Source organism: Methylobacterium sp. J-001, from assembly GCF_022829565.1.
Taxonomy (GTDB): Bacteria; Pseudomonadota; Alphaproteobacteria; order Rhizobiales; family Beijerinckiaceae; genus Methylobacterium.
The window spans coordinates 1-22,449 of the sequence record NZ_JAKSYN010000151.1; the positions used below are offsets into that span (position 1 = coordinate 1).

Annotated in this window: 23 protein-coding genes; 10 read left to right on the top strand and 13 right to left on the bottom strand. The window is 65.3% G+C overall.

Annotation, left to right across the window (positions count from 1 at the left end; translation table 11 throughout):
* Positions 1-267: 267 nt before the first annotated feature.
* Positions 268-789, bottom strand: a complete 522-nt coding sequence (locus tag MKK65_RS19465; protein WP_243959838.1) for a YcxB family protein — start codon at positions 787-789, stop codon at positions 268-270.
* A 506-nt stretch (positions 790-1,295) separates the two neighbouring features.
* Between MKK65_RS19465 and MKK65_RS19470 the strand changes: the two genes are divergently transcribed.
* Positions 1,296-1,934, top strand: coding sequence for a glutathione S-transferase family protein (locus MKK65_RS19470; RefSeq protein ID WP_279596857.1), 639 nt, complete (start codon positions 1,296-1,298; stop codon positions 1,932-1,934).
* A 343-nt stretch (positions 1,935-2,277) separates the two neighbouring features.
* On the opposite strand, the gene MKK65_RS19475 is transcribed toward MKK65_RS19470, so the two are convergent.
* Positions 2,278-2,490 carry a hypothetical protein gene (locus MKK65_RS19475; protein WP_243959840.1) on the bottom strand — a complete coding sequence of 71 codons (213 nt, stop codon included), beginning with the start codon at positions 2,488-2,490 and terminating at the stop codon, positions 2,278-2,280.
* 133 nt (positions 2,491-2,623) lie between these two features.
* Here MKK65_RS19475 and MKK65_RS19480 point away from each other — a divergent pair, with 133 nt between their 5' ends.
* Positions 2,624-3,169 carry a PAS domain-containing protein gene (locus tag MKK65_RS19480; RefSeq protein ID WP_243959841.1) on the top strand — a complete coding sequence of 182 codons (546 nt, stop codon included), beginning with the start codon at positions 2,624-2,626 and terminating at the stop codon, positions 3,167-3,169.
* 428 nt (positions 3,170-3,597) lie between these two features.
* Here the strand turns inward: MKK65_RS19480 and MKK65_RS19485 are convergent, their stop codons facing one another.
* Positions 3,598-4,443: a haloacid dehalogenase type II gene (locus tag MKK65_RS19485; protein WP_243959842.1), complete on the bottom strand. Its 846-nt coding sequence runs from the start codon at positions 4,441-4,443 to the stop codon at positions 3,598-3,600.
* A gap of 578 nt (positions 4,444-5,021) precedes the next feature.
* Between MKK65_RS19485 and MKK65_RS19490 the strand changes: the two genes are divergently transcribed.
* From MKK65_RS19490 to MKK65_RS19500, 3 genes are read left to right on the top strand one after another with little or no spacing between them, the layout of a single operon-like run.
* Complete coding sequence (locus tag MKK65_RS19490; protein WP_243959843.1) at positions 5,022-6,146, top strand: alkene reductase; 1,125 nt, start codon at positions 5,022-5,024, stop codon at positions 6,144-6,146.
* Between the two features lie 45 nt (positions 6,147-6,191).
* Positions 6,192-7,115, top strand: a complete 924-nt coding sequence (locus MKK65_RS19495; protein WP_243959844.1) for a hypothetical protein — start codon at positions 6,192-6,194, stop codon at positions 7,113-7,115.
* Entirely contained in the window at positions 7,115-8,107 is a 993-nt protein-coding gene (locus tag MKK65_RS19500; protein WP_243959845.1) for a LysR family transcriptional regulator, read from the top strand. The genes MKK65_RS19495 and MKK65_RS19500 overlap by 1 nt, the downstream gene beginning before the upstream one ends.
* A 543-nt stretch (positions 8,108-8,650) precedes the next feature.
* On the opposite strand, the gene MKK65_RS19505 is transcribed toward MKK65_RS19500, so the two are convergent.
* The 6 genes from MKK65_RS19505 to MKK65_RS19530 are packed head-to-tail and all read right to left on the bottom strand — an operon-like array spanning position 8,651 to position 14,059.
* Positions 8,651-9,064, bottom strand: a complete 414-nt coding sequence (locus tag MKK65_RS19505; RefSeq protein ID WP_243959846.1) for a VOC family protein — start codon at positions 9,062-9,064, stop codon at positions 8,651-8,653.
* Positions 9,065-9,106: 42 nt separating this feature from the next.
* A complete protein-coding gene (locus MKK65_RS19510) occupies positions 9,107-10,141 on the bottom strand; it encodes a biotin-dependent carboxyltransferase family protein (protein ID WP_058192455.1) in 1,035 nt (344 codons plus the stop codon).
* Positions 10,134-10,868 carry a 5-oxoprolinase subunit PxpB gene (gene pxpB / locus MKK65_RS19515; protein ID WP_243959847.1) on the bottom strand — a complete coding sequence of 245 codons (735 nt, stop codon included), beginning with the start codon at positions 10,866-10,868 and terminating at the stop codon, positions 10,134-10,136. Before pxpB ends, MKK65_RS19510 begins: the two co-directional genes overlap by 8 nt.
* Entirely contained in the window at positions 10,861-11,634 is a 774-nt protein-coding gene (locus MKK65_RS19520) for a LamB/YcsF family protein (protein WP_243959848.1), read from the bottom strand. The genes pxpB and MKK65_RS19520 overlap by 8 nt, the downstream gene beginning before the upstream one ends.
* 35 nt (positions 11,635-11,669) lie before the next feature.
* Positions 11,670-12,953, bottom strand: coding sequence for a Zn-dependent hydrolase (locus MKK65_RS19525; RefSeq protein ID WP_243959849.1), 1,284 nt, complete (start codon positions 12,951-12,953; stop codon positions 11,670-11,672).
* Positions 12,950-14,059 (bottom strand): hydroxyacid dehydrogenase, encoded by a 1,110-nt coding sequence (locus MKK65_RS19530; RefSeq protein ID WP_243959850.1) that lies wholly within the window; start codon positions 14,057-14,059, stop codon positions 12,950-12,952. Before MKK65_RS19530 ends, MKK65_RS19525 begins: the two co-directional genes overlap by 4 nt.
* A gap of 149 nt (positions 14,060-14,208) precedes the next feature.
* Here MKK65_RS19530 and MKK65_RS19535 point away from each other — a divergent pair, with 149 nt between their 5' ends.
* From MKK65_RS19535 to MKK65_RS19555, 5 genes are all read left to right on the top strand, one after another.
* Complete coding sequence (locus MKK65_RS19535; protein ID WP_058192447.1) at positions 14,209-15,015, top strand: amino acid ABC transporter ATP-binding protein; 807 nt, start codon at positions 14,209-14,211, stop codon at positions 15,013-15,015.
* Between the two features lie 34 nt (positions 15,016-15,049).
* Positions 15,050-15,733: an amino acid ABC transporter permease gene (locus MKK65_RS19540; RefSeq protein WP_058192445.1), complete on the top strand. Its 684-nt coding sequence runs from the start codon at positions 15,050-15,052 to the stop codon at positions 15,731-15,733.
* A 66-nt stretch (positions 15,734-15,799) separates the two neighbouring features.
* The gene (locus MKK65_RS19545; protein WP_058192443.1) at positions 15,800-16,597 is read left to right on the top strand and encodes a transporter substrate-binding domain-containing protein; all 798 of its coding nucleotides are present in this window, start codon (positions 15,800-15,802) and stop codon (positions 16,595-16,597) included.
* 70 nt (positions 16,598-16,667) lie between these two features.
* Positions 16,668-17,348: a GntR family transcriptional regulator gene (locus tag MKK65_RS19550; RefSeq protein ID WP_243959851.1), complete on the top strand. Its 681-nt coding sequence runs from the start codon at positions 16,668-16,670 to the stop codon at positions 17,346-17,348.
* Between the two features lie 14 nt (positions 17,349-17,362).
* Positions 17,363-18,529 (top strand): M24 family metallopeptidase, encoded by a 1,167-nt coding sequence (locus MKK65_RS19555; RefSeq protein WP_243959852.1) that lies wholly within the window; start codon positions 17,363-17,365, stop codon positions 18,527-18,529.
* A 58-nt stretch (positions 18,530-18,587) separates the two neighbouring features.
* Here the strand turns inward: MKK65_RS19555 and MKK65_RS19560 are convergent, their stop codons facing one another.
* From MKK65_RS19560 to MKK65_RS19570, 4 genes are all read right to left on the bottom strand, one after another.
* Positions 18,588-19,478 (bottom strand): IS481 family transposase, encoded by an 891-nt coding sequence (locus tag MKK65_RS19560; protein ID WP_409565460.1) that lies wholly within the window; start codon positions 19,476-19,478, stop codon positions 18,588-18,590.
* Positions 19,479-19,779: 301 nt separating this feature from the next.
* Entirely contained in the window at positions 19,780-20,685 is a 906-nt protein-coding gene (locus tag MKK65_RS19565) for a DMT family transporter (RefSeq protein WP_243959853.1), read from the bottom strand.
* A 19-nt stretch (positions 20,686-20,704) separates the two neighbouring features.
* Positions 20,705-20,827, bottom strand: coding sequence for a hypothetical protein (locus tag MKK65_RS31260; protein WP_279596858.1), 123 nt, complete (start codon positions 20,825-20,827; stop codon positions 20,705-20,707).
* Positions 20,828-20,843: 16 nt separating this feature from the next.
* Positions 20,844-22,449: peptide ABC transporter substrate-binding protein (locus tag MKK65_RS19570; protein WP_243959854.1), on the bottom strand; the 1,606-nt coding region annotated here is incomplete at its 5' end.

The following is a 22,449-nucleotide window of genomic DNA, read 5'->3' on the forward strand; positions in this document are numbered from 1 at the left end:
GTCCCACCGATCATCTCAGCTCTCCGGGACCGGATTGACGCTGTCGTCGATCACGATATTGCCGAGCATGTGGCCTCCGGGCCTCTGCTGCGTCTGCATATAGGAGCGGTAGCGTTGGTCGTGAACGACCGAGTTGGGTCGCAAGCCGAATGGCCGCTTGGGGTGGTTTTCGGACCTTCCGCTTCCAGACGGCGGGTGCATCAAAGCAGACAAACCGGCTGGTTGGGGTAGACGCGTCGCTACTGTGTCTGGCAAGCGCGGCCGTATTCATGCGAAGAACCGGCGTGCCTGCCGAACACCAACTGCCCGCAGCCGAGCGCGAATGAACTCCTGTGTATCAGTGGACAGGATGTGTTTGGGCACGAACTGGTACGACCCTGCCGATTGGTAAAGGAGAATGACGCGGACATCCTCGCGCCATTGGACGAAGTGATCCCATGGCAGGTCGGAGGAAATCGTCTCGCTGCGAGCCGCGTAGCCGCGCTCGGACCATGTGATGGTGTAGGGCTGGTGGAGGCTCCGCTGCTCCTGGAACTGCCGCCGCACGATCAGCCAGGGGACCACGAGATGCCGCAGCGCCAGCATCCCGATCAGGAACAGGCTTGCGCCGATCGCAAACACGAACGCTACATCGGCTGGCGCATCCAACAAGATGAAGGCCCCGAACACGATGACACCATAGACGATCAGGACGAGGGCCGTGCGCTGGCTCGTAAGAAGGCTCAGATGGTGCAGGCGACCTCCGGCGAGAACGTCTTCGCGCAACGGGTGGTAGGTTAGGCTTGGCATGGCGTAAGCCTACCTCAAAATGGGATCGTCTCCACCTCCTCTGCCTGGACGGTCCCGCGCACGGCCGATGATCGAGTTCGACGGGTAGTTTGCTCTCGATACCGAACCGAATTTGCTGGAGCGCTGACGAACGACCGCTCGAAGAAGCGCTGACGGCTGTCGGGGTGGCTGCGTTGGGTCGCAAGCCGAATAACTGCTTCCGTTGATTTTCCTGATCCGCTTTCGGAACGTCGGATCAGGGAAGTAGATATTCGCGCGACCTGGAGCGGTCGACGATTTCACGCATACTTTGACCGGCCAGAGCGTGAGGTCAGCGTCCCGGAACCAGGCGCCGCTGGGCGACACGTTGGGTACCAGACAGTCATGTCGGTGCGGGAACCACCTCGCGACGCATCCGCTTTCCCGACCGAGCGCGACGCGCGCGGCTTCGGGACACGCGGATTGCCCGCGACAGGCAGCCTCCCGTCGAGACCGCGCCCCCAATCATCCAATATACTGGAGATACGATGAAATTTTATTGGGGACCCCATACCTGCGCGATCGGTATCCACATTCTGTTGGAGGAGATCGGCACCCCCTACGAGAGCGTAAAGATGGATGTGGCCGGCGGCGAGGCCGAGCAGGAACTGTTCAAGGCGATCAACCCGAAGGGCAAGATTCCCACCCTCGTCCGCGACGACGGGACAGTGATGACCGAATATGGCGCCATCGCCACGTGGCTGGCCCGCACGAACCCCGATAAAGGGCTGATCCCCGCTGACCCCGAGGCTGAGCGCTGGGGCATCGAGGTGATGGACTACGCTGTCGGCACACTGCACCTGCAGGGGTTCGGGCGCCTGTTCAAAACGGAGAACTACGAGCCGCAGGACGCGCTGCACCAGACGCTCAAACTCGGGCAGGCCTCGGTGAAGGAGCAGGGCCGCTCGATCATCGACGCGGCTTTAATCATCCTCGATCAGCAGATGGCAGGGCGCGCCTACGTGGCGGGCGATGCGTTCACGATCGGCGACACCGCACTGTTCTACGCGACACGCTGGGCGCCGCAGCAAGGCATCCCACTCCCGCCCAACCTTGCCGGACACTACGAGCGGATGACCGCGCGCCCGGCAGTGGCGCGGGTCCGCGCGATCTGGGGCGAGGCATGACCTCGTGGGGATCCTGAGGTCCCACGGCATGGAGCGAAGGTGGAACAACGGCTTGGGGTGGCTTTCTGCCGGTCTGCTTTCGGGCAGCAATCGACAGAAGCGGACATCGCCTCTGTGCCCACTCACGACCTGAAGCAGGCTTTGGTAATTTGCGCTTCCAAGCACTTCGTAAGATAGAGCCGTGTGACCATATTGAGAGAAGGGGGGACGGCACGCTGGCCGCCTCCTATGATCAACACCGATCTCATGTGCCTCAGGAACACCTCGAACGAGTAGCAGACAGCAGCCGCGAACCGAGCGCTACCTCTAACTAGCGAGTACTCCCATCCATAATAGTATTGTGCTATGGTTTGTGCCGAATAATGCGCTGGATAGCATCCAACGCATCTTCACGCAATCTGTCACTAGTCAGACGCTCCCATAATTTTAGCATTCGATAGGTCTGCTCAAATTTTATAAAATCTTCGCCAAAGCCATACAAGTCATCTACAGAGATGCGAAGCGTATCTGCAATCCGCTTTAAACTCTCATGACGAGCGTCTTTCTCGTTGAGCATATCGCCCTCCAAAGATCGTCGGCCGTGTGCGGTCGTAGGGGGTACCATCCCGCTCGGTTGTAACGTGAACGACTTGTGCGTTCAAAGGTTGTGTCAGCATGTTGACCCAACCGGACAGAGTCGGGAGGTGCTGGTGATCTTCACGACCGACGCTCAGGGCGAAGTCACGTACATCTGCCTCGAATGGTTCTCCTACGCCGGGCAGACACGTGAGGCCGCCTACCGGGACGGCTGGACTACGTCAGTCCTGGAAAGCGACCAGGATGCTGTTAGGGCCATCCTCGCAGAGGCTGCCCAGGCACAAGCCGAGTTCAGTGTCCGGTTCCGCATTCGGTGCGCGGACGGGTCGGTGCGGTGGCTTGCAGCTGGAGGCGTTCCCTCATTTGGACCGCCGGGGCGCTCGTTCCTCGGCTATCTCGGATCCATGGTCGAGTTTGCTCCGACCGAGACGACTGAGATTGCAGCGTATGGCGGCATCGAGAGGTTCGTTCCGCCGCCGACACACGTGGCCACACAGGCCGTGGCACCGCTCGACACCATCGCGGATCACCTCATCATCGTGCATGCGCTGATGGAGCAGCACGATGTGATGTCAGGCCTGAAGGAAGTCAAAGCAGCCTTGTTTAGGGTCGGTCAAGCGTTGGCTCGTGGGTATGGATCGCGGTCGCAGTTCAACTGAGTGACTGCAATCTCGCGTCCCGATGAAGGCGCACCTTGCTCACTACTTAGTTGGCTTTGATGGCGGTCGAGGCGGGACACGGATCTGGACGAGTTTACCGGTCCGTGGGTCGAGCACTACCACCATGTCATGCCCCCTACGATAAGATGCTTGACTTCAGCGCCACGCGGAACACAGCCTTGATCCTCCGGGCGGTCGCTCACGATCATCGTCGCCCGGCAGTGCATGCCACGATACTGTGCAACTGATGGTTGTAAAGTGCGTAGGCGTTCGACTGATGCGATAAGGCAAGGTTCGGCCCTCCGGGAAGTTCGGTTGGGGTGTAAGCCTCGCAGCCGTGCGTGCCATGGGTTGGAAACCGAACGTCTGCTTCGGGGCGAACGGCTAAGGTCTGATTGTCACCATTCGCTGCCCCTGGGAATGTCCGCTCACAGGCAACTCGGCTGACTGTCGCCTGCGATTGGGATGGATGGATCTGCGACGGTCTGCTTACGAGCGATAATCGAAGGCATCAGACATCGTCGCCGCACCCGCTCGCGACCTTTTGCCGACCCACAGACTGCCTCGGTAGTCGTTCGAGCGACCGACAGCATGTCGGGCAAACCCGCAAGATCGTTCAGCTTGGCGTGCGGCGGCCAGTCCAGGTTCGGCGGTTCGCCGATCCGGTTGATCCATACGGACCGGATGCCAAGTTCGTTGCAGACCTTGATGTCGGTGAACTGCCCCATTCCGACGTGCACGGTCTCCTCCTTCGTCACACCCAAGGCCGCGTAGGCGTGCAGGAAGAGCTGGTGGTCGGGCTTGTAGGCGCGGGCCTGCTCGGCGGTGATGACGAAGTCGATCGGCACCCCGATCGCCGCGACGGTGCTGGCGATCAGGTCGTCGTCCGTGTTGCTGATGATTGCGAGCCGGTAGCGTTCGCGCAATCGACCGAGTGCGCTTGGAACGTCGGGGTGCGGCTCGATCCGGCCGAGGGTCGATAGCAGCATCTCCTCGTCCTCAGGCTTCGCTGTATGACCGGCCTCGGCGAGGGCTACGGCGAGGGCAGACCGCAGGACGGACTTGTAATCGCAGTAGGGCGGGCGCTGCTGCCGCTCTACGGCGGCGCTACGCAATCGGTCAGCCAACGCGACCGATTGGTCTTGCGCATCAGACTCCGCGAGGCGTCCGGCCAAGATCGCGTGGGCTGCAGACTGGATAGCGTCATGCCACCGGACTAGGGTGCCATAGCAGTCGAAGGTGATTACCTTCGGCACAGGTTGCAGTTGCAGCATTATCGGTCCCACCGGGCGATCCTACGCGAATTATCCCTACCCACCACGTCCTCTGTCCACCCCTGAGGCGAAGTTGCCGGACGGCCGATGAATGGCTGCTTATAGGAAGCGCTTACGGCGATCTGGGCAGCCGGGTTGGGTCGAGACCTGTCCGTCCGCTCTACGGTTGGGTCTCGCCGAGGATGCTGCCGTCGTCGCTCTCGTCATCCTAATGGTGTCATCGGTCGAGCGCCATTCCCGAATGGCCGACGCAGTCTCCCGCGCCCGTAGCTAGGGACCGTATGCCTTCCGCCCTGATAGCCATCCAAGAGGAGCGCTCGATTCGGTCGAGGATGGAATGATTGACCGTCCTGCGATCACCGGGAGGCATGGCGGAGGATGGGGAGCAGCATCACGGGCACTTGCTGGGCCAGTGCGGCCTACCGACACCCTCTTCCTCGGTGACGCAGCGATTGGGGACGTGGCGTCCCTTGAGATCCGATCCGATCTGACTTCCTGGGATGCCGGCTGCCCTTATCTTCGATGAACGATGTGCCGCCCGAAGGCACGAACCGGCAGCCCAGTCCGAAAGGAACCTCGTGTCCCCATTATTCACCCCGTACTCCCTCGCGGGGCTGGAACTCGCCAATCGGATCGTGATGGCGCCGCTGACCCGGTCCAGGGCAGCGAACGACGCCGCCGACACGATGACCGCGCTCTACTACACGCAGCGAGCCACCGCCGGGCTGATCGTCTCGGAGGGCACGACCATCAGTCGGGAAGGACGCGGCTACCTGTTCAACCCTGGGATCTTCTCGCCGGAGCAGGTCGCCGGGTGGAAGACCGTCACAGGCTCGGTGCACGGCGCCGGCGGCCACATGTTCGCGCAGCTCTGGCACGTGGGACGCGTTTCGCACACGTCCCTTCAGAACGACGAGGGCCAGCCTGTCAGCGCCTCGGCAAAAACGGCGGCGGGTGCCAAGGCATACGCGTACGACGACGCCGGCAAGCCGACCTTCGTGGAGACGTCCACGCCGCGAGCCCTGTCGACGGACGAGGTCCGCCGGGTGGTAGAGGACTTCGCGACGGCCGCCTCGAACGCCGTCGCGGCCGGGTTCGACGGCGTCGAGATCCACGGCGCCAACGGCTACCTGCACGAGCAGTTTCTCAACCCGCACGTGAACGACCGCACCGACCGCTACACTGGGGCGACGGTCGCGGGCCGCATCGCCTTCACGCTCGACGTAGTCGACGCTATCGCGGCGCGCATCGGGGCCCCCAAGGTCGGCATCCGAATCTCGCCTTATGGCCGGTTGTTCGACATGCCTGCCTACGACGGGACCGAAGCAACCTACCTCGCGCTGGCGGCGGAGCTCAACCGGCGCGGCATCGCCTACATCCACGTCATGGACCAGTCGGGCTTCGACACCGGCGAGATGGCGGTGGATGCGATCCCGGCCCAGCCCCCCTTCTGGGACAAGCTTCGCAAGGCGTTCCCGACCGGTGCAATCATCCTCGCCGGGGGCATGACCCTCGACCGGGCGAACGCGCTTATCAGCGAGGGGACCATCGACCTCGCTGCCTTCGGGCAGGCGTTCATCGCCAATCCGGACCTCGTCGCACGGCTGCGGGAAGGTTTCCCGCTCGCGGTCCCGGACAAGGCGACGTTCTACGGCGGGGGGGCCGCCGGGTACATCGACTACCCATCCTACCGGGCCGCCTGAGCCGCTCCCGCGATCCCGTGCTCCGTCTCATCCAAGGATACGATTTTGCCCAAACTCACGACGACCGTCGATTACGCCGACCGCGACAAGCTCATCGCGATCAACTCCTACACCACGGTGCTCCGTCACTCGAAGGTGCCGCACGAGCTGTTTGCCACCTACTGGCGGGACGTTCACGGTCCCCTGTGCTCGCGCATTCCTGGGCTTGGCTGGTACGTGCAGAACCACCTCTCCCGCGAGCAGGACGCACGCCTCTGGCCAGCCCTGGACGGCATCCGACCATTCCCGGACTACGACCTGGATGGCGGCGTCGAGATCGGCTTCCACTCCCCGGAAGACCAGGCGGCGTTCAACGAGGCATGCCCGATCCTGTTCACGGACGAGCAGAACATGTTCGCGGCGACCGTCGCCTACGCGCTGCCGAAGGGGTCGACGACGCTGGTCGACCGGGTCGCCGAACCCTCCCCGAACGCTGACGACGGTCTCGACCGCATTCACCTGCATCTCGGTGCCGCCCATGACGATGCGGCGGCGTTCGGCGACCGCATCGGTCTTCTCGCCCGCGCGCTTGCCGCCGAGGAGGCGGTGCTGCGGGTGCGCCTCCATCTGCCGGAGCCTTACGACAACGCCAACCCGGCTCCCCCGGCACCCAACGTTGGGCACGAGGTACCGGCCGAACGTCGCCTGATCGCGATCCTCGACCTCGCCTTCGCCTCGCCCCTGGACCGGAGTCTGTTCTACGCCTCCGACGCATTCCTGCAGGCCAGCGAGGGACTGGCGGCCAATGTCGCGTATGCGTCGCCGTTTGCGGTGAGTGGCGTCTACACGTATGTCCGTGACAAGGAACTGACGCTCGCCGGCCTGCGGGGCAGCCGTCCGGCGCAGCTCATTGAGAGGCTCGGCGCCCACAACCAGGTCGCCGCCGATGTCCGCCACCTGCTGCACACCGGTACGCTCCTCGACCGCTGATGACTCAGACCGGGGCGCCGGTGCAGCATCGGACCGGCGAGCCCCACGCCGAAACCAGGACCGCGTCGCACGGCAGCCCCGCCATGTCGCCTGAGCGCATTGAGGACATCGTCGCGTTCGTGCATGCGGCGCACGCGCGGAGCTTCACGGTGGCGGCCGAGCGGCTCGGCCTTTCGCGATCCACGGTTGGCAAGCGGATCACGCGCCTGGAGGCACGCCTCGGCGCGCGCCTGCTGCACCGCACGACCCGTAGCGTGACGCTGACCGACGAGGGCGCAAACTTCCACGGGCATTGCGCGGAGATCCTGGAAGTCCTGGAAGCCGCCGAGGCGGTGGTGACGGCACGGGGCGTCGCGCCGAGTGGACGCCTGAGGATCGACCTGCCGGTCTCGCTCGGGCGCCTTCAGGTGCTGCCCGTCCTCCAGCGGTACATGCGCCTTTGGCCGGCGGTAAGCGTGAACGTCAGCTTCAGCGACCGTTACGTCGACCTCATCGACGAAGGAATCGACGTCGCGGTCCGCGTCGGTGGCATGGTCGACAGCAACCTTGTGAGTAGGAAGGTGGCGGCCCACACGCTCGTGACCTGTGCCGCGCCGGACTACCTCGCCCGCCGGGGCACGCCGGTGACCATCGAGGACCTGCCGGATCACGATTGCCTGACGTTCTCTCATGGCGGGCGCCCGGTCGAATGGCGGTTCCGCGACCACGGCGCCCAGCGGACGGTCGCGGTCGGGGGCCCGCTGACCTCCAACAACGCCGAGGGGCTGCGCGACTTGGTCGTCGCCGGCCTCGGGATCGGGCAGTTGGCCACGTTCCTCATCACAGACGAACTGCGGGACGGCAGGCTTGTGTCGATCCTCGCGGACCACGCGTCTGAAGGCGAGCCGCTGTCGGTCGTATACCCGGTCCGTCGGCTTCTGCCGCCCAAGGTCACGGCCTTCGTGGAACTCCTTGTCGCGTCATGGCAGCCGCGGCCGCCCTGGGACCTCTGATCGGGTCTGACGCAGCGAGCCGACGGCAGCGTTAGGAACGGCAACGATGGTCATGGGATGGCTCGACTCGATGGAGGGGAGCCAGGATCTCCCATCCAGGTCGGGCGGCTCTCAATCAGCACATGAGGCAGGCATCAATCCGCAGACCTCGAAGCTGCCACCCATCCCGCGGGAGCGGGTTCGTTCGACCTCCAATCTCGGTCGAACTTGGCGACCTGACTTAGCGTCCGCTTGTGGGCGCGCTAAAAAAACGGGCTCATAGGCCAGGTTGGGTCGGTTAGAGCCTGTCTGCTTTTCTAAGCGACCTTCTCCGAAGCTGACATGCTGCTTTCGGCCAGACTACGTCATGCCGGATCGCCAATGAGCGCAAAACCAGTCGTTCGGCTCTGCGCCCATTTCAGTCATTTAAACGCCTTCCTCCTTTTCCTCGAAGCGGACATTCAACGGCAATCCGCCTCAGTGCTCCGCCCCCCGTCGGCTCGACTGCGTAGCGAAATGTACGAGCCGGTATTCAGGCGCGTAAGAGCTAACTGCAAATGCAATTCAGTGTTCGAAGACGCTATTGAGATCCCTGAAACCCTTGATTTCAATGGGGTTTCCGCTTGGGTCGAAGAAGAACATCGTGCGCTGCTCGCCGGGCTCCCCCGCGAAACGGATTACCGGTGGGATGTCAAAAGCAACCCCCTCCGCCTCAATGCGGGCGGCCAGTGCCTCCCAGGTATCGAGCGGCAGCACCACGCCGAGATGGGGCATCATCACCATGTGGTTGCCAACCTTTCCGGTTCGGGTCGTCGCGAAGGGCTCACCCAGATGCAGCGAGATTTGATGGCCGAAGAATTCGAAATCCACCCAGGTTTCCGTGCTGCGCCCCTCCCGGCAGCCGAGCACACCGCCGTAGAAGCAGCGCGCCGCGTCGAGGTCGGTGACGTGGTAAGCAAGGTGGAATGGCGTCAGCATCGATAAGCCTTTTCGTTGTGTATGGATGGGACCGTCGCGCCCTCAGGCGGCCGGTTCGAGGGCGCCCGCCGAGATGACGCCACCGATGAGGTTGCAGGACAGCAGGAATGCGCTGTCGAGCTCTGCGCCGCCGGCCGGTACGAGGGCCGCCCGTCGCGCTGCCAGGGTACGTCTCGCCCCGCGGGCGAGGGACTGGGCCTCCTCGACGGTGACGGCTTCGAACACAATCGTTTCGCCCGGCCGCACCTGCGCCAGGCGACCGAGATCGGCCGTGATCACCGTCGCGATCTTTGGATACCCTCCGGTGGTGTGGCGGTCGGCGAGCAGGATGAGGGGGCGTCCGTGTCCGGGCACCTGGATCGAGCCGTTCACGATCCCGTCTGAGACTATGTTGAAGCCGTCTGCATGGGCGATCGGCGGCCCGTCGAGGTGGCAGCCCATCCGGTCCGCCCGCGCGGTGAGCGTGTAGGGCACGGAGAGGAAGGTTCGCAGACCCTCTTCGGTGAAGCTGTCAGCCTGCGGCCCGAGAACAACCCGGATCGGACCGCCTAAACGTGGCCGGTGGAGCGGCGGCAGGGTCAGCGGTCGGTCGCTGAACTTGGGCGCGCCGAGAGGTAGCAGGTCGCCCGCGGCGAGAGGATTGCCATCCAGGCCGCCTAGGCGAGTGCGGGTATGCGTCGAGACGCTGGCGAGCATCGGCGCCACGGCGAAGCCCCCGGTGACCGCGAGGCAGGCCCGTAAGCCCTGCCGTGGGGCGCCCAGGATGAGCCGATCCCCCCGCCGTAGGTCGTGGGCGGTGAAGGAGTCAAGTATGCGCCCATTCAGACTCATCGCGAAGGGCGCCCCTGCGAGGGCGATGCGACAGGATTCCACCTCGCAGACGAGGGTAGGGCCAACCATCGCCATCTCGATCACCGCCGTGTCGAGCAGATTGCCGACAAGGGCGTTGGCCAGGGCCAGCAGATCGGGATCCATCGCCCCGGACCCGGAGATGCCGTAGCGCAGGTAGCCCTGCCGACCGGCATCCTGCAGGGTCGAGGTGATACCAGGGGCGACGACGCGCAGGCCTTCAGCCATCGATTCGCTCCAGAGTGGCGACGGTCTCGCCGGCACGGGCGGCCTCGCTGAGAGCATCGAACTCGGCGCGGCCGATGGGGTCGAACCGGATCAAATCTCCGGCCGTGAACAGGAACGGCTCAGCCCGCGCCGGATCGTAGGAGCGTGCGGGCGTGCGGCCGATGAGTTGCCAGCCGCTCGGCAACTCCAGGGGCGGCGAGACGCCGGTCTGGTTCCCGCCGATGGATACACTGCCCGCGGGGGTCTTGGGTCGGGGATCGGTGCGTCGGCTCGCATGGATGCGGGGATCGAGGCCGCCGAGATAGGCGAAGCCGGGGGCAAAACCGATCATGTAGACTCGGTAATCGCGACCGGAATGAAGGGCGATTACTTCCTCAGGGCTGAGACCGGCCCCGACGGCGAGGTCGGCGAGGTCGGCACCGTGCTCGCCGCCGTAATGGACCGGCACCCGCCAGCGGCGCAGCGCCTGCGCCGATCCATCCGGGGGCGGCCAGTGCGCGGAAATCAGCGCGACGAGGTCGGCCCGAGTGAGCAGGTCCGGGTCATAGAGGACGAGAAGCGAGCGGTAGGTCGGCACGGTCTCTAGGAGGCCCGAGCGCCCTGCGCCGCGGAGCGCCGCGTCCAGGGCGATGACCTGCGCATTGACGGTGGGGTCGACCGTCTTGCCCAGTTCCACCGTCATGGCCCGGTCACCGCAATCGAGCAGCCGGTAGCCGGGGTCAGACACCGAGCACCTCGGCCATCGGGCGCACGGCGATCCCCTTGGTCGCGCAATCCTCGCGCAAGCGGCGGCCCATAACGACGGCGCCGGGCGTGTCCCCGTGTACGCAGACGGTGTCGATCCGCGTCGGGATGCGCCGGCCAGACAAGCAGGTGATCGCGCTATCCTCTAGCATCCGCGCCACACGCTCCGTGACGGTATCGGGATCGTGCAGCACGGCGCCGGGGAGCTTACGCGATACTAGGGTGCCGTCATCCGCGTAGGCGCGGTCGGCGTAGATCTCGCGCGCAATCGGTAGGCCTAGCTTCTCGCCGGCCTTCTCGGTCTCCAAGCCCGGCATCACCACGAAAATCAGGTCGCGGTCGAGAGTGCGGATTGCCCGCGCCACCGCCAGGGCGAGGTCGGCATCCTCGTTGGCCATGTTGCCCATCGCCCCGTGCGTCTTCACGTGGCGCACCGAGCAGCCGGCATCCTGGGCGAGCGCCAGGAGGGCACCGACTTGGTAGAGAACCGCTTTCTCGATGTCGGCCGGTCGCTCACCGTGGATCGGCCGCCGGCCGAATCCCCAGAGGTCGAGGAAGCTTGGATGCGCGCCAGCTTGCACACCGTTCGCGGACGCGCCGCGCAGGGTCTCGTGCATGACCAGCGGGTCGCCGGCGTGGAAACCGCAGGCGATGTTGGCCGAGGTTGCCACTGTCAGCATCTCGGCGTCGTCGCCGAGGCGATAGATGCCGAAGCCCTCGCCCATGTCGCAGTTCAAATCGACGATCATCGGTGCATCCTTTGGCGCAGGTTTTCTCTACAGGATCAGGCTTCGGCGATGAGGTGGGCCACCAACGTGGCGGCCGCGCATAGATCCTCGATCCGCATCGCCTCGTCCGGGTTGTGGCTGCCGTTCTGGTTGCGGATGAAGATCATCGTGCTCGGCACGCCCTGGCCGGCGAGGGTCGCGGTGTCGTGTCCCGCCCCGCTCGGCATGGTCCGGAACGGCATCCCGAGCCGGCGTGCATGGCCCGACAGGGCCTCGATCAGCGCCGAGCTCATCCGGGCCGGCGTGCTGCCCGTGCGCTCGCCCAAGACGAAGCGCACACTGCGGGCGGCCTCGATGGCGGCAACCAATTTGGCCAAGGCCGCCTCGATCCGGTCGAGAACGGCTGGCTCGGTGCTGCGCACGTCGAGGCAAAAGCGGACCTCGCCGGGGATCTTGGCGAAGGCGTGCTGGACCGGGTCGGTGGCGACCTCGCCCAGCGTGATCGTGGCGGGCAGCCCCTCACCCTCCAGCGTGCCCCACAGGGCATCGAGACCGGTGATCAAGTCGGCGAGGGCGAAGACGGCGTCGCTACGCTCGGACCGCGCGACCGCGCCGGAATGTCCGTAGCAACCGAAGCAGGCGGCCTTGCGGTAGCGGAAGCTGCCGCTGATCGCCGTGACGAAGCCTACCGGGACCCCAGTCGCCTCCAGCGCCGGACCCTGCTCGATATGCAGTTCCACAAAACCGTGGATCCGCGTCGGGTCGAGCAGCCGCTCGCCCCGCGCCACAGCCTCCGGCCGCAGGCCGAGCTCAGCCATGTAGTCGCGCAGGCTCCGGCCGGAATCGGCGCGGGGCAGGTCGAGCACGTCGGGCGGCAATAAGCCGAAGGCCGCGCGGCTGCCTACATAGGAGGCGGGGAACCACACGCTTTCTTCGGCCCGGAACACCGCCACCGTCACCGGGCGCGCCGGCACGAGGCCCGCCCGGCGCAGGGCTTCAAGGGCTGCGAGGCCACCAATCACCCCCGCCGCACCATCGAAGTTACCACCGTGCGGTACCGTATCCACATGCGAGCCGACCATCCAGGGTGACAGTGCCGGGTCGCGTCCCACCATTGTTAGGAAGAGATTGCCGGCGGCATCGCATTCGGGCTTCAGACCCAGTGCGAGCCCGGTCGCTCGCATAAGGGCGTGGGCCTGCTCCTCCCCCTCGCCGTAGGCAACCCGCGTGACCCCGGGCTCGTCGCGACTGAAGGACAGGAGCTGCGCGAACAGTCCGGCGCAGAAGTCCGGGTCGATGGCGATCAAATCTGCGCCCGTTGCAGCCTCTAACCCGTTCATGCCGGAAACTCCGCGGACGGTTCACCCTGCCGCCGCCGGTTCCAGACCTCCGCGTTGACGAGGTTCGGTGGGCGGCGGCCGGCGAGCACGTCGACCACCTGCCCGGCGACCCGCTCGGCTGCACGGATCAGGGCCGCCTCGGTGGATGCCGCGACATGGGGGGTAAGGATCGCCCGCCGCTCCCCATGGAGCGGATGGTCGTGCGCGAGCGCGTCCCCCGACACCACGTCGAGCCCCGCGCCAGCAATGGTCCCAGCAGCGAGAGCCTTGGCCAGGGCACCCTCGTCCACTAGGGCGCCACGGGCGGTGTTGATCAAAAAAGCGCCAGCCTTCATGCGGGTCAGCTCCCCCGAACCGATCAGCCCACGGGTCAGGGGCGTGAGCGGCAAGTGCAGGGAGACCACGTCGGCCCGGGCGAGGAGGTCCGGCAGGGAGGTGGCGCGCTCGGCTCCTATGGCCTCGAAATGGGAGGCGGGCCGTGTCGGGCCGTAGGCGAGCACTTCCATGCCGAGGGCCGCCGCCAGTCGGCCGGTCGCTTGCCCGATGGCACCGAACCCCACGAGACCGAGCGTCAGCCCGGCGAGTTCCACGAGGCGCGCCCCGTAGCGGAAATCGTGGTCGCCTTCCCTCATGGCCCGGTCGGCCTGCGGGATCGCCTTCGCCAGGGCGAAGATCAGGCCGATCGCGTGCTCGGCGACGGACTGGGCATTGGCCCCCGGCGTGTTGACGACCGGAATTCCTACCCTCGTCGCCTCGAGGACGGCCACCGGGTCAGTCCCGGTGCCATGAACCCCGATCACCCTCAGCCGGGGCGCGGCCAGCACCGCCTCTGCGGGGAAGCCGCCGTTGCGCGTGATCACCGCGACACAGTCGGCCGCCTCGCGGGCGAGAGTCGCGGGGGCGAGGTCGGTGGCGATCCGGTGCTCAAGCCCCGCCGCCCGGAGACGGGCCAGCCCGGCTGCGTGGATCGGCTGAACGATGAGGCAGACGCCCGACGGTTCCGCGGAGGGGGAACGGGGGAAGGAAGGCTCACTGGACACGTACGAGGCAACCCTGCTCATAAATACCGCTTGAATGCCGGTGGTATACCGAAGAGAGTATCGCATCGCCCCGAAATTAGCAACATAAAAATCCAATACAGATCAGCAGATCACGGTAATATTCTTGAACGTTGGAGCCAATATGTCTATACGCTCAAGTAATAGTACAGTATTTAAATCAAAGTTGAAGCCATGATAGCGATTTAGGGTGAACGATGACGGAGACCGAAGTCGCCAAGACACCACTTTTGAAAGTCAGGAAGCTGCACAAGAGCTACGGCGCCAACGAGGTCCTGAAGGGTATCTCCCTCGATATCCACGAGGGCGAAGTGGTGTCGATCATCGGCGCAAGCGGCTCGGGCAAGAGCACGTTCCTGCGGTGCCTGAACCTCATGGAGACGCCGACCTCTGGCTTCATGGATTTCGAGCGATTCGCCTTTGACTACGAGCTGGGCGCCCGTCGTCAGCCGACCCCGCAGCAGCTCTGCGAATTGCGGGCGCGGATCGGCATGGTCTTCCAGAGCTACAATCTCTGGCCGCACATGACCGTGCTGGAGAACGTCGTCGAGGCGCCGATCCGAGTGCGACGAATGCCGCGCCGGCAGGCGGTGGAGGAAGCTGAGGCGCTGCTCCAGCGCATCGGCCTCTACGAGAAGAGGCAAGCCTACCCGTCGAAGCTCTCGGGTGGGCAGCAGCAGCGCGTGGCGATCGTGCGCGCGCTGGCGATGGCACCCAAGGTGATGCTGTTCGACGAGGTGACCTCGGCCCTCGATCCTGAGCTGGTGGGCGAGGTGCTGGCGCTGATGGCCTCCCTCGCGGCGGATGGGATGACGATGCTGCTCGTCACCCACGAGATGGCCTTCGCCCGGGACGTCGGCACCCGCACTCTGTTCTTCGACGGTGGCGTGATCGCCGAGGACGGCCCGCCGAAGGAAGTCATCGGTGCCCCTCGGAGCGAGCGGTTGCGCCACTTTCTCCGGCGTGTGCTGCACGAGCCGACCGGCCTCGAGCACTCGGCGTGAGCAGCCGCATATCCCGCGGGGAGTTCGGACGGTGATGAGCGTGACGGCAATTCAGGACTGGGGGCTCAGCCTCTCGGAAGAGGTCGTCACCTACGGCCCCGGCTTTCTCTCGGCGACCATCGTCGTTCTCGGCGTCACGGTGGCGAGTATTCTCGTGAGCTGGGTCTGCGGCCTGCTCGGGGCGCTGGGCAAGCGCTCGTCCTTCGCTCCCTTCCGGGCCCTGGCGAGCTTCTACGTCTGGTTTATTCGGGGTACGCCGACCCTTGTCCAGGTGTTCATCGTCTATTTCGGCATGCCGCAGATCGGCGTGAAGCTGTCGCCGATCACCGCCGGGATCATCGCGCTGGGCGTCAGCAGCGGCGCCTACGTAGCCGAGACCATCCGTGCCGGCCTCGCGGCGATCCCCCGGGGTCAGATGGAATCGGCCTTGGCCTTGGGCATGAACCCGCGGATCATGATGGCGCGGATCGTAATGCCGCAGGTCTTCCGCATGATCCTGCCTTCGCTCACCAACGAGGCGATCTCGTCGGTCAAGAACACGTCGTTGCTCTCGACGATCACGGTGGTCGAGCTGACCCTCTACGCCCAGCTTATGATCGCCACCACGTTTCGCCCGTTCGATTTCTACATCGCGGCGGCGCTGATCTACCTCGGCCTCACGTCGATCCTGTCGCAGCTCTCCGCCTACTTCGAGCGGCGCTACGCCCGTCTGTCCTGAGCAGCGCCTGCCGCGGGTCGGGCCGCGGCTCACACCTCTCGCCCCGTCCCAACATCGGAGATTGCCATGAACCGCCGACACCTCCTCGCACTCGCTGCCCTCTACACCAGCCTGCTGGCTGCTCCCGCGGTCCGCGCGGCCGAGGGCAAGCTGGAACTGATCGAGCCCGGCAAGCTGATCGTGGCGACCGACAGCACCTTCGCGCCCTTCAGCATGCGTACGCCGAGCGGCGAGCTCGACGGGCTGGAGGTCCGGGTGATGCGCGAGGTCTGCCGCAGGCTCGGGCTCGAATACAGCCCCGTCAACGTCAAGTTCGATGCCCTCCTGATCGGCCTGATGGCCGATCAGTACGACATCACCAGCGAGTCAATGGACATCACGCCCGCCCGGCAGAAGCAGGTCGCCTTCGCGGACGGGTGGCTCGAATCCGGGGCGCGGATCGTCACCCGCAAGGATACGGGCATCAAGGGTCCGGACGATCTAAAGGGCCGGAATGTGGGCGCCCTCTCGGCCTCGACGTTCGGAAAGCTCGCCGAAGACCACGGCGCCACCTTGAAGAGCTACAAGACCGCTGCGGACGCCATGCAGGACCTCGTCGGTGGCAACATCGACGCGGTGATCAACGACGCGGTGGCCGGCAACTACGCGATCAAGGCCCGCAAGCTGCCGTTGGTGATGATCGAGACCCCGCTCAGCACCATCCAGAAGGGATTTGCCATCAAGAAGGGGAAGCCGAACCTGCATGCGGCCGTCAACAAAGCTCTGGCCGAGATAGTCGCCGACGGCACCTATGCCAAGCTCGTCACCCCGCTGATCGGCTATGACCCGGCGCCGAAGGAGCCGATCCGCACGAACGCCATGTGAAAGGCCGCGGCGACACGGCATACCGACAAGAAGACGGGGGCGGCCCGGCCGGCCGCTCCGGGAGGAACCGATGAAGACCCTTGACGCATCGTCGTACACGACGGCGCTCAACGCCCGGCGCGAACAGAGCCTGGGTCAGATGGCCTATGACAAGCTGCTCGACATGTTGGTGCGGCGCGACCTTCCGGCCGGGACCGTGCTGCACGAGCGTCGCCTCGCCGAGATGCTCGACATCTCGCGCACGCCGACCCGCGAGGCGATGTCGCGGCTGGAGACCGAGGGCCTGATCGAGCGGCAGCCCGGCGGGATGCTCGTCGTGAAGGAGTTCTCCCTGCGCGAGCTGATCGAGATCCTGCACGTCCGCCGCCTGCTGGAACGGGAGAGCGTCGTGCTCGCCGCGGGCCGGATCGCCGACGCCGTGCTGGAGGATTTGCAGAGCCAGATCGAGGCGCTGCTGGCGGCGGGGGATCCGGATGCCCCTGGCAACTGGGAGGTCGACCGCCGTTTCCACGAACTGTTCGCCGATCACAGTCACAATGCGATCCTGGCCAAGACGATTAAGGATCTGCGGCTCAAGACGCAGATGTTCAACCTGAGCCGGATGCCCGAACGGTTCGAGGCAGTGCATCGCGAGCACTTGGCGGTGGTCGCCGCCCTGCGAGCCGGGGACGCGGCGGCGGCGGCCGATGCCATCGCGGCTCATCTCGAAAACTTCAAGCTGGGCATCATTCGCCGCCTGAGCGAATTCTGAGGTGTGGCGGCGCGATGGATAAATTTGCGAACCTACGCGGCTGTGAGGCAGCCTTCCCGGAGGCGGAGTTCGCCGCGCGGCAGATGGCGGCACGGGCTGCAATCGCCGCCGCCGGCCACGATGCCTTGGTGGTGACCGGTCCGGAGGCGATCTACTGGCTGACCGGCCGCCAGACGGCGGGCTACTTCGCCTTTCAGGCCCTCGTGCTGCCGGTGGAGGGAGAGCCGGCCTTGCTGGTGCGCCAGCTCGAATTGTCGGGGGCGGCGGCCAATACCTGGCTCGACGACATCCAGGCCTATCCGGACGGGACCGACCCGGCCGACGCCCTGGCCGCTCTCGTGCGTCGCCGAGGCTTCGCCCGGCTGGCGCTGGAGCGGGACGGCTGGTTCGTCTCGCCCGCCCTGGCGGCGCGGATCGGCATGGCGCTCGGCATCGACCCGGTTCCGGACGGGTCGGGCCTCCTTGGCCCGCTGCGGACAGTGAAATCAGCGGTCGAGCTGAAGGCGATCCGGGCCGCCGCCCGTTACGCGCAGGCCGGGCTCGCGGCCGGCATCGCCGCCTGCACAGTGGGCAACGACGAGAATGCGGTCGCTGCCGCCATGCTTGCTGCCGCCACGACGGCCGGGTCCGAGGCGATGGCGATGGAGCCCCTGATCTCGTCCGGCCCCCGCAGCGGGCTGCCACACATGACGTGGCGCCGGCGCCGGTTGGAAGCGGGCGACGCGGTGTTCCTTGAACTTGCAGGCAGCCATGCCCGCTATCATGCGGCAATGATGCGCAGCGTCTGGATCGGCGAGCCGCCGTCCGAGGCGCGGCGGATGATGGATTGCGCGCTGCGAGCCCTCGACGCGGCCCTCGACGCAATACGACCGGGCCGGCCCTGCTCCGTCCCTCACGAGGCCGCCCAAGCCATCATCGACGCGGCGGGCTACGGCCCAGCCTTCCGCAAGCGCATCGGCTACTCGATGGGTATCGCCTTCGCGCCTGACTGGGGCGAGGGTGGTCTGCTCAGCCTCTTCACCGGCGTCGACCGGCCGATCGAGCCAGGCATGGTCTTTCACCTGCCAGCGACCTTGCGCAGCTATGGCGCCTGGACCGTCGGCGCATCCGAGACCGTCATTGTCACCGAGCATGGGGCCGAACCACTCTCGGACCTGCCCCGCGCCCTGACGCTGCGGTGAGGTCGCCAGAGACCTGTTAGGTCGGAAGGGGCTCGTCCGTTTTTCCGGCGCCTCTAGTCTAGATGTTTGGTCCCGGCTTTTGGTGGAGCGGGTTTGACCTGAAGCGACCGGGCTCTGCGGACCATGCTTTGCAGATGGTCTCGTAGGGCGTGAGACCCCAGAGGGTCTTCAGGCGGCGTGCGAAGTTGTAGGCGCTGACGAAGTCGGCCAGGTGAGCGCGGAACTGCTCGTGGCTGTCGTAGTTGCAGCGCTTGACCGTCGCGTCCTTGATCATGCGGTTCATTCGCTCGACTTGCCCATTCGTCCAGGGGTGCCGCGGCTTGGTCAGGCGATGGTCGATATCGTTGCGGGCACAGGCGGACTCGAAGTTGTGGGCTCGGAAGGTGTCGCCGGCTGCGATCGCCTCCTTGATGATGGAGGCGGCCGTGGCAACGTTGCCGGGTGTCGTGAAGTGGGTGCCATTGTCGGTGAGCACCGTGTACACCTTGTAGGGCACCGCCTCGATGAGATGGCGGAGGAAGTCACCCGCAACCCACCGGGTCGCCTTCTCGTGCAGCTCGACGAAGGTGAACTTGGTCGTGCGGTCGATGGCGACGAGTAGGTAGAGCCGCCCTTCCGCCGTGTGGACCTCAGCCAAATCGATGTGGAAATAGCCGAGCGGATAGGCCTTGAAGCGCGACCGCTTGGGCTTGTCGCCGTCGACCTCCGGCAGTCGGCTGATGCCGTAGCGCTGCAGGCAGCGATGCAGCGACGAACGGGTCAGGTGCGGGATCGTGGCCTGGAGGGCGTAGAGGCAGTCGTCGAGCGATAGGAGCGTATGTCGGCGAAAGGCGACGATGACCGCCTCGTCCTTCAATGACAGCACCGTCGAGCGGGGATCCTTCGGCCCCGTGCGCTGGTCGGCGACCGAAGTCCGCTTCTCCCACTTGGCAACTGTCTTCGGGTTGATCCCGTAGCGCTACGAGAGCACCCTTAGACTCGCTTGACTATGCTGGATTGCTCGACGGATCGCCTCCGTCGTTGTGGCGCTGCCGTGAAGAACCTAGCCCATAGCGCGTCCCTCCACTCCAACGTGAAGAGTGCACCATCAAACCCTGGGATCAAACATCTAGAACTGTGATTCTGCTTACGGCAAGACCCGGTAGACCGCTCCCGACTCACTGCAGTCAAATGCGTTCTTGCTGCACAAGCCGTGATGGCGGCGCGATCGAACTTCGGAGTAATCAGACTGCGCCTTGACCACGAACGGCTTAAGAGGTGTCTCGGTCGACCTGCACACGTGGCCAATCGGTGAGCGCCAACGCGGTCGCTGCGAGCATGATCCCCATACCCGATGCCTCCGCCCATCCGAAGGGCTCGTGCGCGTAGATGACGCCGATCGCAGCTGCGATCACCGGGCTGACGAAGGCATACAGGCCGGCGCGGAAGGCGCCCCAGTCCCGCACAAGCCAGAGAAAGATAGAGAAGCCGGTTAGCGAGCCGCCGATGACCATCACGCCGAGGCAGAATAGCACCCGTCCATCCAACAGGGCGGCGAAGCGGCCTGAGTCGTAGCCCTCTATAAGCAACGACACAGGAACGAGCCCGATCGCGCCGATGATCGTCTCCCAGAAAGCGAGAACCAGCGGCGGCATCGACTGCGTCAAGGGCCGGCTGATCACGGAGCCCCAGGCGTAGCAGACCGTGCCGAATGCCACCGAAGCGAGAGCGAGCACCACCGTAACGCCATCTTGCGCGGCTTCAGCCCGGCCGGAGAACAGGAGCACGAGCCCGCTGATACCGAGTCCGATCGCGCCGACTCGACGCGCGCTGAGGCGCTCTTGGTCGTAGAGGAAACCGATGAACGCGAGGAATATCGGCATCAGCGACAGATTGACGATCGCCGATAGGCCGCTGGGAGCATGAGCGACACCCCAGAACACGAAGCTATAGCAGCCAGTCGTGATGAGGAGCGAGGCGCCGACGATCCGGCCGAACCCATGTATGCGCAGTGGCAAGCGCCGTACGCTTACGATGACGAGGAACAGGACGCCGGAAAGGAGGAAGCGCGCCGTGGCGAGGAAGATCGGCGGGACGGCCTGCGTGGCGATCTTCGTCGGCAACCACGTCACTCCCCAGATCAGCGCCATGATGCCGAAGGCTACGAGGCGGCTCACGCCGGATCGCTCCCGACACTCATGCTGCACTCATCGCCAGCCGCTCATGACAAGCACCGGTCCAAGCCTTGGGAAACGTGGAGCGACGACGGATTGTGCTGTGAAGCGCGATCAGAAGCCGTCGCGCGATGTAGGTGCCCATGGCGCTCGCCTCCCGCTCAGACCTCCCTGTACCAATCGGGCAGGAACGACAGGTCGTTGTCCCAACCGCTTTGCAAGGCAGTGAGTCGTGCGCCCACCGCCGATACCTTCGCTCGGTGGATCAGTGGCAGCACGTTCTCCGAGACCGCGAGGTCGTTGCACCTGATCAGAAGCGCCGCCCGCTTGACCGGGTCGAGCTCCCGCTGAGCGGCGTTGTAGGCCGCATCGTAGGTATCGTTGCGCCAGCGCACGACGTTGCGTCCCTGCCACTTGTTCTCCTTGGTGGCGACCTCCCACGAGACGTACTGAAGGAGCCAGATCGAGGGATCGGCCTGGGTCATGTTGTTCGTGTACATCTCCATGTCTGCGTAGAAATGCGGGTATGTGTCGGGGTTGGCCGGGTCGGAAGAGAAGAACACCGAGCCGGTGACTGATTTTAGCTCGATCTCGATGCCGGCCTTGGCTGCCGCCTGCTTGATGATCGCCTGGGTCTTCTGGCGCGGAGCGTTGATCGAGGTCTGGAACAGCAGCTTCAGGCGCTTGCCGTCCTTGACCCGCACGCCGTCCAAGCCCTTCGCCCAGCCGGCCTCGTCGAGGAGCGCGTTGGCCTTGGCCGGATCGAAGGCGAAGCTCGTATTCTTGGAAACGAAGCGCTCCGGGCCGTTGACTGTGTTGGCGGTGGGTTTGCCGGTGCGGCCGTAGATGTACGTCTCGATCGACTTACGGTCGACCAAGAGGTTCATCGCCTGGCAGACCTTCGGATCGGAGAAGGCGGGATGCTTGGTCTTCAGCGAGGAGCGCTCGCCGTCGACCTCGACGTTCGGGTCAGTGGTGTTGAGCAGCAGAAACTCGAGATTGCCCCCGTAGACGACGTCGACCCGGCCCTTGCCGCCGGTCTCCAGGCGCTTGAGCACCTCGTCCTCGACTTGAAGGTTCCAGGCGTAATCGTACTCGCCGGTCTGGAGCACCGCGCGCGCCGCCGAGACCGCGTCGCCGCCGCCCTTCATCTCGATCGTGTCGAAATACGGCCGGTTGGGCAGGTGGTAGCTCGGGTTGCGCTCGCCCCGGACGATGTCGCCGGGCCGGAATTCGAGGAACCGGTACGGGCCGGTGCCCACGGGGGCCAGGTTCTGGGGCGCCTCCCGGGACTTGGCGCCGGTATAGGCGGAAAACAGGTGTTTGGGGATCACCATGCCGACGGTGCCCACGAAGGCATCGCTCCAGTACGGCGTCGGCTTGTCGAACAGGACCCGGATGCTGAGGTCGTCGATCTTCTCGACGGTGCAATCCTTGTAGGAGCCGACCGTGACCGCCGCGGTGGCGGGGTCTCGGGCGTAGGCCCACGTGAAGACGAGATCGTCGGCGGTGAGCGGCTTGCCGTCGTGCCAGGTGACGCCCGGCTTGATTTTCCAGACCACCGATCGGCCGTCCGCGGCCAGCCCGCCATTGTCCTTGGACGGGATCTCGGCGGCGAGCACCGGCACGAGGTTGCCGTCCGGGTCCCAGGCGGCCAGCGGCTCGTAGAAGATCCGGGAAGCCTCCTGGTCCTTGGTGCCGATGGCGAAATGCGGGTTGATCAGGGTCGGCGCCTGCCACCAGAGCAGGCGCAGCGCCCCGCCGCCC